Annotated in this window: 17 protein-coding genes; 14 read left to right on the top strand and 3 right to left on the bottom strand. The window is 36.4% G+C overall.

Features of this window, described 5'->3' with window-relative positions; translation table 11 throughout:
• The first annotated feature begins 38 nt into the window (after positions 1-38).
• Positions 39-1016: an endo alpha-1,4 polygalactosaminidase gene (locus tag G509_RS0120125; RefSeq protein ID WP_026993188.1), complete on the top strand. Its 978-nt coding sequence runs from the start codon at positions 39-41 to the stop codon at positions 1014-1016.
• A 10-nt stretch (positions 1017-1026) separates the two neighbouring features.
• On the opposite strand, the gene G509_RS0120120 is transcribed toward G509_RS0120125, so the two are convergent.
• Together G509_RS0120120 and G509_RS23040 are read right to left on the bottom strand one after the other, a co-directional pair.
• Positions 1027-1419 (bottom strand): response regulator, encoded by a 393-nt coding sequence (locus G509_RS0120120; protein ID WP_026993187.1) that lies wholly within the window; start codon positions 1417-1419, stop codon positions 1027-1029.
• Positions 1416-3368: a sensor histidine kinase gene (locus G509_RS23040; protein ID WP_051200392.1), complete on the bottom strand. Its 1953-nt coding sequence runs from the start codon at positions 3366-3368 to the stop codon at positions 1416-1418. Before G509_RS23040 ends, G509_RS0120120 begins: the two co-directional genes overlap by 4 nt.
• A 307-nt stretch (positions 3369-3675) precedes the next feature.
• Between G509_RS23040 and dnaK the strand changes: the two genes are divergently transcribed.
• From dnaK to G509_RS0120045, 13 genes are all read left to right on the top strand, one after another.
• Positions 3676-5568: a molecular chaperone DnaK gene (gene dnaK / locus G509_RS0120110; RefSeq protein ID WP_026993186.1), complete on the top strand. Its 1893-nt coding sequence runs from the start codon at positions 3676-3678 to the stop codon at positions 5566-5568.
• 205 nt (positions 5569-5773) lie between these two features.
• Complete coding sequence (locus tag G509_RS0120105; protein ID WP_117590908.1) at positions 5774-6328, top strand: helix-turn-helix domain-containing protein; 555 nt, start codon at positions 5774-5776, stop codon at positions 6326-6328.
• Positions 6325-7584 carry a site-specific integrase gene (locus tag G509_RS0120100; protein WP_026993184.1) on the top strand — a complete coding sequence of 420 codons (1260 nt, stop codon included), beginning with the start codon at positions 6325-6327 and terminating at the stop codon, positions 7582-7584. The genes G509_RS0120105 and G509_RS0120100 overlap by 4 nt, the downstream gene beginning before the upstream one ends.
• Entirely contained in the window at positions 7581-8330 is a 750-nt protein-coding gene (locus G509_RS0120095; RefSeq protein ID WP_026993183.1) for a hypothetical protein, read from the top strand. The genes G509_RS0120100 and G509_RS0120095 overlap by 4 nt, the downstream gene beginning before the upstream one ends.
• Before the next feature lie 107 nt (positions 8331-8437).
• Positions 8438-8794, top strand: a complete 357-nt coding sequence (locus G509_RS0120090; protein ID WP_026993182.1) for a helix-turn-helix domain-containing protein — start codon at positions 8438-8440, stop codon at positions 8792-8794.
• 630 nt (positions 8795-9424) lie between these two features.
• On the top strand, positions 9425-9619 hold the full coding sequence (locus tag G509_RS0120085) for a hypothetical protein (RefSeq protein ID WP_026993181.1): 195 nt from the start codon (positions 9425-9427) through the stop codon (positions 9617-9619).
• Positions 9619-10440, top strand: a complete 822-nt coding sequence (locus G509_RS0120080) for a hypothetical protein (RefSeq protein WP_026993180.1) — start codon at positions 9619-9621, stop codon at positions 10438-10440. The genes G509_RS0120085 and G509_RS0120080 overlap by 1 nt, the downstream gene beginning before the upstream one ends.
• Before the next feature lie 371 nt (positions 10441-10811).
• On the top strand, positions 10812-11354 hold the full coding sequence (locus tag G509_RS0120070; RefSeq protein WP_026993178.1) for a hypothetical protein: 543 nt from the start codon (positions 10812-10814) through the stop codon (positions 11352-11354).
• On the top strand, positions 11347-11835 hold the full coding sequence (locus G509_RS0120065; protein ID WP_026993177.1) for a hypothetical protein: 489 nt from the start codon (positions 11347-11349) through the stop codon (positions 11833-11835). The genes G509_RS0120070 and G509_RS0120065 overlap by 8 nt, the downstream gene beginning before the upstream one ends.
• A gap of 30 nt (positions 11836-11865) precedes the next feature.
• A complete protein-coding gene (locus G509_RS0120060) occupies positions 11866-12456 on the top strand; it encodes a hypothetical protein (protein WP_035739399.1) in 591 nt (196 codons plus the stop codon).
• A 158-nt stretch (positions 12457-12614) separates the two neighbouring features.
• Entirely contained in the window at positions 12615-13454 is an 840-nt protein-coding gene (locus tag G509_RS0120055) for a DUF2726 domain-containing protein (RefSeq protein ID WP_161627189.1), read from the top strand.
• A 313-nt stretch (positions 13455-13767) separates the two neighbouring features.
• Positions 13768-14700 carry a T9SS type A sorting domain-containing protein gene (locus G509_RS0120050; protein ID WP_026993174.1) on the top strand — a complete coding sequence of 311 codons (933 nt, stop codon included), beginning with the start codon at positions 13768-13770 and terminating at the stop codon, positions 14698-14700.
• Between the two features lie 97 nt (positions 14701-14797).
• Positions 14798-15169 (top strand): hypothetical protein, encoded by a 372-nt coding sequence (locus tag G509_RS0120045; protein WP_131450768.1) that lies wholly within the window; start codon positions 14798-14800, stop codon positions 15167-15169.
• Positions 15170-15545: 376 nt separating this feature from the next.
• Here the strand turns inward: G509_RS0120045 and G509_RS0120035 are convergent, their stop codons facing one another.
• Positions 15546-16790 (bottom strand): glycoside hydrolase family 5 protein, encoded by a 1245-nt coding sequence (locus G509_RS0120035; RefSeq protein WP_051200391.1) that lies wholly within the window; start codon positions 16788-16790, stop codon positions 15546-15548.
• Positions 16791-16842: the final 52 nt, after the last annotated feature.

Raw genomic sequence — 16842 nt, 5'->3', positions numbered from 1 at the left:
AATCCGTTCTTTGGGGTTATAGTTTTAAACTCCCTTTTATGAAAAATGCAGCTATGGCTTTACTGGTTCTCCTTATTGTTGGATGCAGTAATAATGATGATGATAAAGATACATCCGGAGCTGTGGGCGACCGTGATTTTAAGCAGGACATGCGCGACTTTGTTATCGGCATAAGCCAGACGGCCAAAGCTGTCGATGCCGACTTTTTTATAATTCCGCAAAACGGTATTGAGCTTGTAACTACAAAAGGGGAAGAAGATGGCGCGCCTGCCACTGCTTACCTTAATGCCATAGACGCCAATGGTCAGGAAGATTTACTTTTTGGTTATGATAACGACGATCAGGCAACACCTGCCGAAACGGTATCGTACCTTAAAAGCTACCTTGATATTTCTAAAAACAGCGGCAATACTATTTTGGTGACCGATTATGTTAGTACGCCATCCAAAATTACTACCTCCTATCAAAACAATGCGGCTTCGGGCTATATATCGTATGCTGCGCCAGAAAGGGCGCTAAATGTTATTCCGGCATCGGCACCGCGTAACGAAAATGCCGATGTAATAACATCGTTATCTCAGGCTAAGAACTTTCTATACTTAATCAATCCCGAAAATTATAGCTCTAAACAAGCCTTTATAAATGCCGTTTGCGCCACTAATTACGATGCCCTTATAATGGACTTGTATTTAGAAGATGTCACTTTTACGGCTGCCGAGATAGCCCAGCTAAAAAATAAGGCCAACGGCGGCAAACGTGTAGTTATTTGCTATATGTCTATTGGTGAGGCCGAAGATTACCGCTATTACTGGGATGCCTCCTGGAACAGCACTAAACCATCGTGGATTGCCGCCGAGAATCCTGACTGGCCCGGTAATTATAAAGTACAGTACTGGAATGCCGACTGGCAGGGTATTGTATATAAAAATTCTGATTCGTATTTAAGCAAAATACTGGCTGCCGGTTTTGATGGAGTTTACCTTGATATTATAGATGCTTTCGAATATTTCGAGTAATAAGAATGGCCTAATTGCTTTGGTATTTGGCTATAATTTCTTCGAGTGCCTTTATGGTTAAAGGCTTGCTTTTAAAATCATGGAGGATGCCCTGTGTTTTAGCTAAAGCAAAATCGTCTGGTTGGCCCGTGCTTAGCATTACCACTATAAGGCTGTTTTGTAAAGATGCATCCAGGGTTTTGTAATGGTCTATAAACTCCCAGCCATCCATGCCGGGCATATTAATATCTAAAATTATAATGTCAGGAATGTTAACCTCTGATGATAAATATCCCAAAGCATCTTCTGCCATTGTTTTAGCAACTGTTTTTATTTGCGGATCGTATTTTTTAATAACCCTTTCATGAAAAAAGTTATCGATCTTATTATCGTCTACAAGCATTATACAGTTAACTAATTTCATGGCTTAAGTGCTGCTATTGTAAATTTAAAAGTGCTGCCATTTCCGGGTTCAGACTCCACCCAAATTTTACCGCCATGCATGTCGGCTACTTTTTTGCAGTTAGCAAGGCCAATACCGTAGCCTTCAAAATTATCGTTTTTATTTAACCTTTCGAATATATTAAAAATGCCCTCGCGGTACTCGGCATCAATGCCAATACCGTTATCGGTAACTTCAAACATAAAAAAGCCGTTATGCTTTGTACAACTAATTTGTATTTGAGGCTGCTGCCCTTTTTCACCAAATTTTATAGCGTTGTTTATAAGGTTCTGAAACAATTGTCTTAGCTCTGTATCATAAGCATACAGCGGGGGTAACTCTGTGGTGATAGTGATTAAGGCATTGCTGGATGTAATAAGGCTGTTTAAATCGGCAATAACATTATTAACCAGTAAAGTACAATCTGTCAGGGTTAGCGTTCTGTTATTGCCAAGTTTACCAAAATCTAATAACGACCGTACCAAATGGCTCATTCGGCCCGTAGCGGCACCCATAGCTTGCAGGTGTGCCTTAACATCGGCAGATATTAATTCAGGATAATCTTCTTCCAGCAGCATAATGTAGTTAGACACCGTTCTAAGCGGTTCCTGCAAATCGTGCGACGCTATGTAATTAAAATGCTCCAGCTCTCTGTTCTTAACCTTTAGTTCTATAAGCTGGGTTTTAATAATACTTTCGTTCGTTTTTCTTTGGGTAATATCGGTAATCGATGTAAGCACCATATTGCCCTTACTTGTTTTTACGGGTGTCAACACCAATTCTATAGGAAACTCGGTACCATCTTTATGTTTAGCAAACAACTCTTCGTCTATACCTAATGATATAACCTTGGGCGATTTAAAAAAGTTTTCGTTCATACTACGGTAGCTCTGTCGCAGTTTTTCGGGTATCAAAACCTCAAGGTTGTTGCCGGCCAGGTCTTTACGGCTGTAACCGTAGAGTTTTTCGGCGTGCGGGTTAATGTGTACTATATTAGAATTGGCATCGGATATTATGAGCGCATGCGGAGAAGACTCAACACCAAGCCTAAAGTTTTCTACAGCCACTTTTTTATTAAGATGCAGTTTATTAAGCAGGGTACAGGTTTGCCATACTAATAACAAAATAATAATTATAAACGATATGGTTAGCAGCGCAATGCTAAGTTCTTTTTCAATCCATTGGTACTTAGAATTTAAAAAATGCAGGTAAGCAATAGACAGTATGGCAGTAAGCATTGGCAAAAAAAGCTTTCGTGCCATAACATTGCCAATAAGGTTGCCGCTAAAAATAGCCGCAATACCTTTATCGGGGTTTAGCAGCGATATTGCAACAGACAGCAGCAACAATGCTATAGCAGTGGTAAAAGGCATGGCAGTAAAGTAAGATAGCCTGTAAAAAACAGGCACATTAAATATATAGCCTATTAAAACAACAAAAGCTACTAACGTTACAATGTGCAAACAGTATTGCAATACGGTTTTATAATAGCTTTTAGAGGTGCTAATAATAAAAACAGATGTTGCCACAACGCCAAAACAAATCGCGGTAAGTGCCGACATTCCACCCGGGTGTATGTAATTTTCGCTAATTGCTTGTTTATATGCATTAAATAATGGGTACTTGTGTGTGGTATAGGCTAAAATTTCCTGTACTAAGGCTACTGAACAGCAGGTTGTTATTAATAGGGCAAGTATTCTTGTTACCGGGGTGCCTACTTTATTGTTGTATTTAAAATTAAGTAAAGCCATACCCAGCACAGCTACACAAAAAGCTGTTTTAAACCTCATAGGATAATATCCAGGTACTATACTGGTTAAAATGCTTATGCCGGTTAGCCAGCCAAAAATAACCAGTATGCCAAGTAGTGTAACTGTTAGGCCCGCAAATATTATAAAACGCCTGTATGTAATAGAATCTATAGAACCCATGAGTAGTAGTAAATGTGTAATTTATGTTGAATGGCAATCAAAGTCAGATAATTATACTATCCGGAAGGCGTGCAAATTTATTATATTTATTTAATTTCAATAAAAATTCGAGAAATTTCTTAATCAAAATAAGTAATCATTGATAATTTTATTTACAAAATGAATATTTATTGAATTAGTAACTTGTTTGTGTCATCTTGTCATATTTTTATGCCATTTGCATAATAAATATCTTTGGCACAATCATTGTCTACTACATGTCAAGGTTAAGAATTGTAATTAAAAAATAAAATAAATTTATAACAAGATGAGTAAAATAATCGGAATTGACTTAGGTACAACTAACTCTTGTGTTGCCGTTATGGAAGGTAACGAACCGGTAGTTATCCCTAATGCTGAAGGAAAAAGAACTACTCCGTCAGTAATTGCCTTTGTTGACGGCGGAGAAATCAAAGTTGGTGACCCGGCTAAAAGACAGGCAGTGACCAATCCTACAAAAACCATCGCTTCTATTAAGCGTTTTATGGGTAACAAGTTTACCGAAAGCTCTAAAGAAGCAGGCAATGTACCTTACAGTGTGGTAAGGGGAGACAACGATACACCACGAGTGGATATCGACGGACGCCTTTACACTCCACAGGAGTTATCTGCAATGACATTGCAAAAAATGAAAAAAACTGCCGAGGATTACCTTGGTTACACAGTTACAGAAGCCGTTATTACTGTACCTGCTTACTTTAACGATGCGCAGCGTCAGGCTACTAAAGAAGCCGGAGAAATTGCTGGCCTTAAAGTTAGAAGGATTATTAACGAGCCTACTGCTGCTGCTCTTGCTTACGGTTTAGATAAAGCCGGTAAAGACCAGAAAATTGCTGTTTACGATTTAGGTGGTGGTACTTTTGATATCTCTATCCTTGAGCTTGGAGACGGTGTTTTTGAAGTACTTTCTACTAATGGTGATACTCACCTTGGTGGTGATGACTTTGACCAGGTAATTATCGACTGGTTAGCAAACGAGTTTAACAGCGAAGAAGGTTTAGACCTTCGTAAAGACCCAATGGCACTACAGCGCCTAAAAGAAGCTGCAGAAAAAGCTAAAGTTGAGTTATCTTCTTCTACACAGACTGAGATTAACCTTCCTTACGTTACTGCTACTGCTTCAGGTCCAAAACACTTAGTTAAGCAATTAACAAGGGCTAAATTTGAGCAATTGGCAGACGAACTTGTAAAACGTTCTATGCAGCCGGTAGCTAAAGCATTAAAAGATGCTGGCCTTTCTACATCAGATATCGACGAGGTTATACTTGTAGGTGGTTCTACACGTATACCAAGAATACAAGAAGAAGTAGAGAAATTCTTCGGCAAAAAACCATCTAAAGGTGTTAACCCGGATGAGGTTGTTGCAATTGGTGCTGCCATACAAGGTGGTGTACTTACAGGAGACGTTAAAGACGTATTGTTATTAGACGTTACTCCGCTTTCTCTTGGTATCGAAACTATGGGTGGCGTTATGACTAAATTAATTGAGTCTAACACAACTATACCAACTAAAAAATCTCAGGTATTCTCTACGGCGTCAGATAACCAGCCATCAGTAGAAATACACGTTATACAAGGTGAGAGGCCAATGGCTACAGATAACAAAAGTATCGGCCGTTTCCACTTAGACGGTATTCCACCTGCACAAAGGGGTATCCCGCAAATTGAAGTTACTTTTGATATTGATGCCAATGGTATCATCAAAGTATCGGCTACAGATAAAGGTACAGGTAAATCACACGATATCCGTATCGAAGCTTCATCAGGCTTAACTCCTGAAGAAATCGACAGGATGCGTAAAGAGGCTGAAGCTAACGCTGATGCTGATAAAGCAACCCGCGAGAAAGTTGAAAAACTTAACGAGGCTGATGCTATGATTTTCCAAACAGAAAAACAATTAGCTGAGTTTGGCGACAAACTATCTGAAGGTAACAAAAGTACCATTGGTATGGCGTTAACCGAGCTTAAAATAGCTTACGAAAACAAAGACGTAGCTACAATACAGCCGGCTTTAGACAGGATTAACGAAGCATGGAAAAATGCATCGGAAGAAATGTACAAACAAGGCGGAGACGCTCAAGGCGCACCACAGGGTCAACCTGAAAGTGCACAACCTGAAGGCGACAACGTACAGGATGTAGATTTTGAAGAAGTGAAATAGTTACTGATTAACATCGGTTAGCAATAAAGCTAAACCACTGTGAACTTTAAGTTTACGGTGGTTTTTTTATTTTCATTACTTTTTGTTTCTACTATTTTTTACTTATTTTTGATTATAAATTTGTACCACATTTGTACCGGCACTTAAAAGGAGACAATGTGGCACTTATGTATACTTATGGTACCTTAATGGAGATATATGGGCGATGAAAAGAATAAATAAACAATGTCTTAACTGCGGTGTGGAATTTTTGCCGAAAACAGTGGCTTCTGTTTACTGCTCTCATATATGTAGTAAGAAAGCATACAAACAAAAGATGAAGCGGCGTAAAGATGAAGCAGAGGTCAAAGAGCGGGCAGATAAAATACCAAAGAGCAGGGCATTTATTTCTGTTCCTGAAGCTGGCATACTTTTTGGCATTGCCAAAAGAACCCTTTACCGACTTGTTGACCAGGGAAAAATTCCATCAGTTAATCTGGGGACTAGACTTGTACGGATAGACCGCAGCGTTATGGAAGGAATGTTCGGACCTGCCCGCAACCTGCCGCAGCCTGAGAGCGCACCGAAGAAGAAATTATACAGCCTTGAAAAAGAAGACTGTTATACCATTGGGGAAATATCCGAAAGATTTCAAATATCTGAAAGTTCAGTTAACAGCCATATCAGGAAATATTCAATCCCCACTAGACAGATCGGAAAACATGTATATGCTCCAAAAGGCGAAATTGATAATTTATATAACGGAAATGATTTTATATGAAACAATTAGCAAAAACCAAGGTGACTGTACGTCTTCGAAAAGCAGAAGACCGAAAAGAATGGTATGTTTACATAGAAAGTTATCCTGTCCTAGTTTTCGGAAGGGATACTCCGCAAAGGATCCGTGAATATTTAAACAGATCAGTAACAACAGTGGAGTGGGACAAAAAAAGAACTGCCCGTACAGATGCAGAGGGAATAAAATCCTACAAGCCAAGACGCAGCGATAACGGAATAATCATGTGTAGAAGCGAGAGCGATCGAGAGATAATGCTGTATGCTGAAGGGGTGCGTAAAATACGGCAGAAAGAATACGACAACATAGATTTGTTCACTGACTCTGAGACCTTATTGGCTGAACAGAAAGAAAGAGGCAAAGAGGATTTTATTAAATACTTAGCTGAGACTGCGGCTAAAAGGCACGCGCGAAGTTCAAAATCTATTCAAATAAATTGGGATCGGACCAAAGAGATTTTAAAAAGCTATTCATCAGGCAGTCTAATGTTTTCCCAGATTAACAGCAGAATGGCGGAAGATTTTAAACTGTTTTTGCTGGCTGCACCGCTCGGAGGAGGCAAAAAAGGAACCATTTCGCGCAACACTGCGGCAACATATTTTTCTATATTTAAAGCGGCTTTGAAGCAGGCTTTTATCGACGGATTTTTAACTGTTGATTTAGCTTCAAAAATAAAGGGCATCCCGGAACAGGAATCAAGACGCGAATATCTTACAATAGAAGAATTGAACGGGTTGGCATCAACGCCATGTGAAAAGGATGTCCTTAAAAGGGCAGCGCTTTTCTCAGCGCTTACAGGTCTGAGGCATTCGGACATTCAGAAGCTACGCTGGAAAGAGATTAGTGTGGAAAACGGTATGGCTAAATTGCATTTCACTCAGAAAAAGACAAAGGGTGTCGAATATATGCCTATTTCTGAGCAGGCTTTCCAGCTCTGCGGAGAACCACGACATCTCGACCAGCTTGTTTTTGAAGATCTTACAGACCCATCATGGATTTCAAGGCCTCTGAAAAAATGGGTCGAGTCTGCAGGTATTAAAAAAAATATTACCTTTCACTGTTTCCGCCACACGTTTGCAACTTTGCAGCTGTCGAGCGGGACAGACATTTATACAGTCAGTAAAATGCTGGGGCATACCAATGTAAAAACTACTCAAATCTACGCAAAAGTGATAGATGAGAAGAAAAACAGAGCTTCGCAGGCAATTCAATTGGAATCTTTAAAAAAGAAAGAGCCATGAAAATAAAGTACTTCGAATATATTACAGTTTATCTGTCTGTTTTTTTGGTCTGTATTTTTATAGGCGTGATGGTAAGATCTGTGCTGATTGAAATAGGTATAGATCAGTATACAGCAGGTGTATTTTTCTGGATCAGCAGTGGATTTGGAATTTTAGTGTTTGCAATTCTAAGTTTATTGTTTAACGATTTGGCTGAAAGATTACTGAAGCGTTTTTTAAAGGCTAAAAAAAACGAATCTCCAGAAAACCCAATTCCGAGTGAAGGCTTTGAGAAATTACAAGTGAAGCAGCTGGATGCTTTAGTTGAACCCGAATTGGCTGAAAATAAAAATTCAGACATCGATATTAAACTGGTTAGGGAGGAGCATCAAAATATAGTCAAAAATCAAAGACTAGCTAGAATTGATAGTGCCATCCGTTACGCACAAAAGCAATTTGCACTATATACATCAGACGATGATTTGAAGCAATTGTGTGAGAATCTGATTATATATGCTGAAGACCTAAATTTCGAAAAGATTAAACCGGTAAAAGTAAAAGATTTGTCCAATCTCGATTTATATCATTTTGGCTGGAATATCTGGAATTTTTTTAGAGTTAGCAGGCAGGAAAGAGCCGCAAAATTTTTAAAACTGAGTTTTGCTAACGCTTTAAAAGATGTTGAAGAGAATAGCATAAAAACGCATCTCAAAGACGATGAACATAAAGGGCTTATAAAGATAATTGCAGATTTTAGAGATTTTTAAACGCAAATCATTGTGAAGCACCGTGTTTTTCGAGTGTTTCCTCTGTGATGAAGCACACAGCTGAAACACTTTTTTCATTTGCACCTTAACTATTAAACACGATAGGTATGGACATAAATGAAATATCTTTTGAGAACCTGCCCAAAGCAGTAGCACACTTAGTGAAAGAAATCGGCGAGATTAAACTTCTGATTCAGAATGTTCAGGTATTTGAATCTAAAGAATTAAGTATTCCCATTGGTATTGAAGAAGCAAGCCGGCTGATAGGAAAAGCAAAACCTACAATTTACGCTCTTGTAAGGCAGAGAAAAATTCCATCCTATAAATATGGCAAAAAACTGTATTTTTTTAAAGAAGAACTTTTAGAATGGATTTCGAAAGGAAAGAAGAAAACAATACAGGAAATTGAATCAGAAGTATTGAAATACAATCATAATCGAAATAGAGAAAGTAACCGGAAATAATAGTTATGCCACCCATTAAGCGTTTATTGCAAAGCAATAACTTATCGATGCAGAAATTAGCAAGCCTTGCTATTGCTGAATTTAGTGTGTTTAGGTATATATATGGTACAGCTTTTATCGAAATAACGAAAAACATCACAAACAAACCATCAGTTTGTTAATTAGACGTTTGTAAACTCATGATAGCGGTTATATATGAAAATATAAAGCTTTTAACTAAATTTCATCAATTTTGCGACTTTCTGATGACTTGTGATTTTGTCTAGAGTGGTGACCCCAACAGGACAAATTTCAAACCATCTTATGCAGGATTTGAAGAATTTAGCCTATTTTTTGTTATAATTTGTAAGGTAATTTTTAAATTTAGCGGTTTGGTTGTCCTGTTGGGGATTAGTGCTTTTACGTATCTAGATTTGGCAAATTCATGGCGATTTCTTTTTAGCAAGGACAATCATGTAATCGTGTTCGGTTTCTATTTAGGGTTCGACCTAAGTCCCATCTTGAATTTTTATCATATAGATTCTTGTGGCCTACTACCAATAGTGTAATCTAATTTTAAATATTAAAATGATTAAAGTTCCTTGTAAATTATTGTATAAATTAGCTATATAACTTTTTTTAAGAATAAATATGGAAATTGATAAATTATCTCTAGCTGATTTAAAAGCTGCCTACGATTTTGTATTAATAGACTTAAAAGATCTTGAAACCGCGTCGCGCAGCAAGAATATTAACCCTGAAGATATCCCAGCTTATAAAGAGGTGAAAGCAGTGGAGCATGGTCTGTATCATCAGTTATTAAATATAACAAGAAGTTTACACTAATGCACGAGGCTGAACTATACAATAAAACAAAGGCTATTGTTTTCAGTATACTAAACAGAGATGACGTATTGCCCGCCTATAAAATGCTGGAAAACTATCGCTCAAAACTCCCTATACAAGGTTGGTACGGATTAAAAGCAGAGTTAGATTTTTATACCAAGTATAAGGACAAGTATACCCTAGATCCAACTTTTGACTTTGGTATCAAGTGTGATTTTTCTGGAAATATCGACGGTGACAACAATTGTAGGATAGATATCACAACCAACCTTGATTATAAGAAGCTTGAAAATTATGATGCAATTCAGCGAAAGGATAAGCGGAAATATAAAATCGTGGTTATGGATAAGAATACAGGTGAAATCGCAGATATATTTGACCTTAATTTCCCAATCGACAGTTCCGGTGAGGGGAGAATATTTGAGGTGGCAATTTTTATGCCATCAAGCTCAGGATCCGATGGTTTAAAATATGATTTTTACCAAGATATTATTCAACTGAGCAGCTCAGATCCGGAGGATGATAGTATACTTAAAGAAACGTGTACAGATTGGTATATTCCTGATTTTGAATACATGCTTTCCAATCTTCCCGAAGATGCTGATTCAAGTCAAGAAATTTTAAAGCGTTCTATATCAAGTGCAAAAGTTTTGGATAAATCCACCAGTAGTAATATAGTAGCTTGCGGACAACGGTTCTATGATATATTTGATCCGCACACCGGAGATGGAGAATGGATAACTAAAATTTATTGGAAACATCCAGTGATTGAAAATTACATAGATGATTACATTGATGTTGACCTAAGTGTGTTATATTAAGTATTTTCTTAATTCGCGAATAGCGGGCAATTATTTGCTATAATACGTCAGGGAGTAAAGTATTTTACAACGCCTAATTCATATTATTTTTATTTGGTGTTTTCGGACATTAAACCGTCTGGTATTCCCGAAGACGAACTTGATTTTTTCTTGGAAGTGATGCCTGGCAAATTTATAGAACCGTTAGAGAGTGAAACTCGTATTTTAAAATTTGCTAATCAAGATGCTAAAGACATACACTTACCGCACTTATTAGATAAAAAAGATTTATATCTTAACTTTTTTAAAAATAAATGACGAAATAAAGATAAATATACTACTATTTGTTATGTGTAATATACAACATTAAAATTTCTTAACTAAAATTATAGATGAACATTTCAGAGGTTATAACGGCGGTAAATTCTTATACGGTAAAAAAAATGTCATCGAATTTAGTAAACAAGAATATTACTGATATTGAAGGCATTTTGAAAAAGTTGATCCTTTTTTATATTCGGGAAATGGAGAGTACCTATAAAAACCATTCTCAGTTTTCCAGAAGAAAAAAATTGCCATATAAACTTTATCTTGAACACTATCACTATATTGCATGTATTATAGGAGCAAGATTTGAAAAACACGGCACTATCGGAACTTCACAAGGATTTGTTGATAATTATAAGACATTTGGAGCGGTAAATTCAAAATTGAAACTGTTAGGAAATGTAGGGGCGAGGAGTCCAAAAAAAAATAAAAACGGAAGATTTAATATTATTGGTAAATGTGCTGAAATTAAGGCCGCATATCAATTGAACAGTAAAAGTAAAATTTCACAATTAAAGGATATTGAATTTACCAATGCTTACAGACCCCGTACTTCCCAAATTATAGAAAGATGTTCAACTTGTAAATTCGTCTTCGGAAATGTATAAGCCCTCAACTTATTACGATTATGATTTGTTTATTTTTACTTCAACAGTAAAGATACATATTGCAACTGGCGGAGCCGAAATCCCATGGTCACTGATAAACTTAACCAAGAATAACCCGGCTATTTATGAGTTCTATTCTAAATTTGAAAATGAAGAAATTGAAGTAAACTCAAATTTACAAGATATAGTCTATAGAAGGCAATTTGAGCTAAACAGAGACTTTAGCGTTGAAAACTATCTTAGAAGCTTCGAAAAGTTCGCTAGATATGGATTTTATTCATTTGATAAAACCAATATATCTAATACTAAGGATGCATCCTATCATCTAGTTGCCTACCCTAAAAATCAAAATTTCGAAAAAGTATCACAATTTATAGAAACACAGGAAAATCAAAAGATACTTGGCCGTAGACACTTTATGGATCCATTAATTAAAGAAATAGCATCTTTAAATTTTCAACCGATCCAGTTGATGTACTAGATTAATTATTCTAAAAAGCAAGAAATGAGGATGAATGGCACTCTTTACCAACAAGATGGCAAAAATTATTTTCTACTGAATGATACTGAAATTTATTATAAAAATTTAGAGATAACTTATAACCATATTGTAAACGATATACAGGCAAGCTTTTTATATTTCGCTTATGTTACGTTGTGTGCAAGTACACTGGAAGCTTCATTAAACCAGATCATTTTTGCTTTTTACATAGACAAGTTCGGACCAAATAGTTATAAAAAGTATTCGGAGAGTTTAATTAATATGGGGTTCAGTAATAAGCTACATACAATTCCTAACATAGTTTCAAATTCTAAATTTTGCATAGATACCAATTGTTTTACAATTAAAAAATTGGATGAGTTAATTGTTTTGCGAAATAGAATTCTGCATAAAAAACCAATGTTGAGAGAAACAGATTATGATTTAAATAACATTGAGACTGGAATGGAAGTAACTTTCAAACATGACAATTATATTGAGAAAATTGATAAAAGCCATTGCTTACACTTTCATAAAGCTATAATGAATTTTAAAAAAGATTTTGTGAATCCTTTTTTTGATAAAACTTTATCTCCAAACGGGCTTATCATGGCAGTTTAGATAACTGAGGTATGGAAAAACAGGTGTTTTTACTTATTCCAAACCTAAGTTTATTTTCGTACTTTTCACGATGAAAAATGATACACTTGAGAGTAGTAAGCACTTTTTACTTTCTTTGAAAGTAAAAAGATTGTTATGAAAATTCCATGATGATAAATATGACTGACAAACTTCTTCAACTGCTTAAAGATCGTGATTTCGATCAACTGTTCAGTCTATTAAAAAATGACAGAATTTTTAATAATCTCACGTCCGATCCGGTATTCAAATCGGTTTTCGGAACGTACTTTATTGATGAGCTATTAACGAGTTTCCCTGGTGATCTAAAATATCCTACTTTTCTATTTCACGCTCATAAATCACCGGATTATAAATATGTCTTGCAGGCAGAAGAGTTCGATAAGATCTTGCAGCATTTGATTATCAAGACAGGTGAATATAAGTACGCTAAAGAACTGCCTGATTTTGAGCTTTCAAAGAAAATTATTTCAGATTATAATGAAACAATAACCCGCGAAGCCGAACTCGGAGCGCGTAATGCTGAAAAGAGGAAAGATTTGGATCTTGTTGAGCTATATTCTCAGGACAAAGATTTAATTAAGAAATCAATCTTTAATTCTGAGCAGGAAAAGCAATTCTATCTTGCCAGCTTAGAAGTTTTTCCAGAGTATTTAGTACTACCTAACGTATCATTGACCACCTTATTTAATTCAAGATTTGTACTTGATAAATATCCCAATTATTTCAATTACTACCTAAAAGCGAATGTAGATTTTGTCATAGTAGAAAAGCAAAATTTTGTACCCCTTTACTTTTTTGAGTTGGATAGTGCGACATTCCACGGACAAGAAATGGATACGATGCGTGATGAGATTAAAAATATCCTGATCACCGATTTTGGCGGCAATCTAAATCGTATTACAAGAAGACTGAATAGTCAGGGTTTTAACGAGTTTCGCGATTATTTAAAGATATTTAGAGAGGACAATTGTCGATAACTTGACACTTTTTTCTCTTACGAGTTAATAAGTATTTGATATATATGTATTGTTAGTTTTGAAGAAGTAAAATAATTCTGTTCGATTTAAACATAACAGATTTTAGATTATAGAGAGCGTCCCGCAAATTTGCGGGACGTTTTTGTTATATATAATGCCTGCCTATTTGTAAGATTTAGCTCTTTAAGCAGAGGTTTAGTAGGCTTTGTATAAAAGTAGCGGTAAGTACAGTTTTTGTGTCGGTTAATGCACTTTTTTAAGCTTTTTGGTTCTAATCATTCATGGTATTTTTGAAAATATTTAAATTTTTACCATGAAAAAACAACTATTTTTAGGTGCACTGCTTTTAGGTGCATTTTTTACATTGCATGCGCAAACCCTGTTTTCTTTTGAAACTGCTGAGGCTTTTACAACGGGTACCATTAGTGGGCAAAACTACTGGAGCCTTTATGGCGACACCCCCGAAGAAAACACCCTTGTATCTACAGAATGGGCATCGGCGGGCAGCCAGTCGCTTAAGCTTCAAACATCTCAAAGTTATTTTAGCGACGGAACTGAGTACGGCGTGGTAAGCCCTTTACTTTCGTCGGTTATTACGGCTGATTCGTACACTATAACTCAGGATGTAAGTACCGATTTAGTTAGCTCTAACGGCTCTAACATGTACCTGTACTCATACTATTATGATGCGGATGAATCTACTTATACTATTGTATCTATTGTGTATTTTAATTATGATGGTACTATTTATGTTTACGACATAGAAAATTCTGAATCGATAGAAGTGGGTACTTTTGAAGGAGAGGAAACCTATACTATTACTACCCAGTTTAACGAGGCAGGTACAATTGGCTATTACATTAACGGCGAGTATGCAACATCTATAAATGCGGCTAACGGAACCACTACCAACCTTTTGGTTTACACGATAGATGATTGGGATTCTTCTTATTTTGTAGATAATGTTGCTTACAGCACTTCATTACTTGGGGTAAAAACATCGCTATTGTCTTCGTTATCAGTATATCCAAATCCGGCTAAAGATGTTGTTACCATTTCTAACAACGAAAATGCCCTTATAAACAACGTAGAGGTTACCGATATTAACGGCCGTGTTGTTAAAACTGCTAATTACAGTGGTGTTACCAATGCACAGGTTAATATAGCCGACCTTGCTAATGGTGTTTACATGATGACTATAGCATCAGACAAAGGTACTTCTACCCAAAAGATCGTTAAGAACTAATATACATATGATTGTAAAGCAAAACGCCCCACAATTGTGGGGCGTTTTTGTTTTTTATAATTTTATTGATATTATATTTAACATCAAATACGCAGATATGAAGTTTATCATACTATTATTACTTTTTGCTCTCCAGGGTTACTCCCAAAAGACAAATTTTTACGAAGAAGATACCAAAGTAAATTTGTTTGCTTTTATTGGGCAGAAAATTTCAATTGAAGAGTTTGATCCCAATTTGGATAACAAAAAAACAATAATTGAAATTGATAAAAATACCGGTGATACAGTTACAAGTGTTAAGACTTCTTATTCTATGGATAGGGCTTTCATCGCAAAATATAAAGTTATTCAGCCAGTATTTAATAATCTAAAACAGGATACAATTTCTTTTGCTGTTTATGATCATTATGGAACTCCGGAATTTGCAGAGTTTGACAATGTAATTATTTACATATCTGCCTACAATTAAGAAGGTAAATCCGGATATTATCATCAAAAATATCAGTTTGATCCTGTATTTGTAAATTCACAAGGGGACTGGACAGCAATATTTATATTTAGAAATGTGAGCTCTCATGATAGTGCACTTAAAATCAAATCATTTCCAATAAATACAAATTTATTTGATGAAGATATTAGTGATTACAATCAGGAGTATATCAATATTGCTTTTCCAAAACCATTTTACAAGATTAAAAACAACATTGCTAAGCCAGTTTTAGGAACTACAATTAAAAGCGTTTTTGAAGAAAGGAAACAAAGAGTATTTAAACCTAAAGGTTTATTTTGAAAATAGAGAAGCCGCACATTTTGCGGCTTCTCTATTAATATGACAAAAGAAAAATTTACTCAACTTTCAGTCCTAATCCTTCAATATATCCTTTATTCTGGAAGCAGTTCTTGTATAAACTATTTTTTAAAAACTGGTTAAGTGCTTTTTGAACCTTAACCCTGTCCGGCATATTTTTACGTACATTCTCGAAAGAGCTACGGTCGCTATCGGCATATTTAGTGATTAGTGAGTAATCTTCCGGTTGCTTGAAGTTCATGATACCGCGCAGGTTGTCCATTTTTTTATACGGCCAATATGCCCAGTTAATTTGGTTTTTGTCGAGCAGGATAGTAAACTCCTTAATCCACTCATCGGTATTCTCGCCGGTTTCGCCAATATAAATGGGCACATTGTGCTTGTCTCTAAAATCGACATATTTTTGGATGGCCTCTTGGTTAATATCAAACCAGTACTTGTGGAATTCGTATACCACGTTATCGTCCAGCACCCTTTCAAAAACACCAAAATCGCCTGCCCAGACAGATCCGTTAAGAAATATGGCGTGTTTTTTATCGACTTTTCTAATATCGGCCACAACGCGCTCGTAAACCATAAAAAGGCGGTGGTTGTAATCTTTTATATCTGATGTAAAATAATGCGCGAAAGGCTCGTTAACAACGTCGTATCCTATAACAATCGGGTCATTCTTGTAGCGCTCTGCAATTTTCATCCAAATGTCGCTCAACTGGTCCTGGCTCGATTTGCTAAAGTACAGCCATGGGTAGCCCATGCTATCGTCTATATTATCGCCGGTCTGGCCTCCGGGGGCACAATGCATATCCAGCAATACATAAACATTTTCCTGGCGGCACCATTCAATAACCCTGTCAAAATACTCAAAGCCGGAGTTGCGCTTGCCCATATACAAATCGTTAGTAAACATTTTGTAATGAAATGGCAGCCTTAAGTGGTTAGACCCAATACGCTTTAAATACTTAATATCGTCGTGCGTAACATAGCTGTTAAGGTAACGGTCCCAAAAAGTGGCAAGGCTGTCGGGGCCAATCATTTCGTGCAGCAGCTCGTCTATTTTTGTAGGAGAGCTAACCTTGCCGGTTTTAAACATGTAGCCTTCGGGCACCAGCCAGTTGCCCAGGTTTGTACCCTTAAGGGTAATGGCGTTGCCATTAGGCTCAATAATTTGTGTACCCCTGGTTTTTACCACAGCAGTAGCTGCACTGCCCGTTGAAGTACTTTTACAGGACACAAATAGCCCCGTGATTGCTACTAATAGCAAAAGTTTTGTTTTGTTTCTCATTTTGAATGCAAATTTATGGATGTGATGGAAAATTTGCTCTAAAGATAAGAAA

This window comes from Flavobacterium subsaxonicum WB 4.1-42 = DSM 21790, from assembly GCF_000422725.1.
GTDB classification, from domain to species: domain Bacteria; phylum Bacteroidota; class Bacteroidia; order Flavobacteriales; family Flavobacteriaceae; genus Flavobacterium; species Flavobacterium subsaxonicum.
The sequence above is the reverse complement of the archived record's forward strand: the minus strand, read 5'-3'. Positions and strand labels throughout refer to the sequence as shown.

Coding starts and splice junctions, on each gene's coding strand:
- G509_RS0120125 (WP_026993188.1), top strand. CDS start 39: ATGAAAAATGCAGCTATGGCTTTACTGGTTCTCCTTATTGTTGGATGC.
- G509_RS0120120 (WP_026993187.1), bottom strand. CDS start 1,419: ATGAAATTAGTTAACTGTATAATGCTTGTAGACGATAATAAGATCGAT.
- G509_RS23040 (WP_051200392.1), bottom strand. CDS start 3,368: ATGGGTTCTATAGATTCTATTACATACAGGCGTTTTATAATATTTGCG.
- dnaK (WP_026993186.1), top strand. CDS start 3,676: ATGAGTAAAATAATCGGAATTGACTTAGGTACAACTAACTCTTGTGTT.
- G509_RS0120105 (WP_117590908.1), top strand. CDS start 5,774: ATGAAAAGAATAAATAAACAATGTCTTAACTGCGGTGTGGAATTTTTG.
- G509_RS0120100 (WP_026993184.1), top strand. CDS start 6,325: ATGAAACAATTAGCAAAAACCAAGGTGACTGTACGTCTTCGAAAAGCA.
- G509_RS0120095 (WP_026993183.1), top strand. CDS start 7,581: ATGAAAATAAAGTACTTCGAATATATTACAGTTTATCTGTCTGTTTTT.
- G509_RS0120090 (WP_026993182.1), top strand. CDS start 8,438: ATGGACATAAATGAAATATCTTTTGAGAACCTGCCCAAAGCAGTAGCA.
- G509_RS0120085 (WP_026993181.1), top strand. CDS start 9,425: ATGGAAATTGATAAATTATCTCTAGCTGATTTAAAAGCTGCCTACGAT.
- G509_RS0120080 (WP_026993180.1), top strand. CDS start 9,619: ATGCACGAGGCTGAACTATACAATAAAACAAAGGCTATTGTTTTCAGT.
- G509_RS0120070 (WP_026993178.1), top strand. CDS start 10,812: ATGAACATTTCAGAGGTTATAACGGCGGTAAATTCTTATACGGTAAAA.
- G509_RS0120065 (WP_026993177.1), top strand. CDS start 11,347: ATGTATAAGCCCTCAACTTATTACGATTATGATTTGTTTATTTTTACT.
- G509_RS0120060 (WP_035739399.1), top strand. CDS start 11,866: ATGAATGGCACTCTTTACCAACAAGATGGCAAAAATTATTTTCTACTG.
- G509_RS0120055 (WP_161627189.1), top strand. CDS start 12,615: ATGACTGACAAACTTCTTCAACTGCTTAAAGATCGTGATTTCGATCAA.
- G509_RS0120050 (WP_026993174.1), top strand. CDS start 13,768: ATGAAAAAACAACTATTTTTAGGTGCACTGCTTTTAGGTGCATTTTTT.
- G509_RS0120045 (WP_131450768.1), top strand. CDS start 14,798: ATGAAGTTTATCATACTATTATTACTTTTTGCTCTCCAGGGTTACTCC.
- G509_RS0120035 (WP_051200391.1), bottom strand. CDS start 16,790: ATGAGAAACAAAACAAAACTTTTGCTATTAGTAGCAATCACGGGGCTA.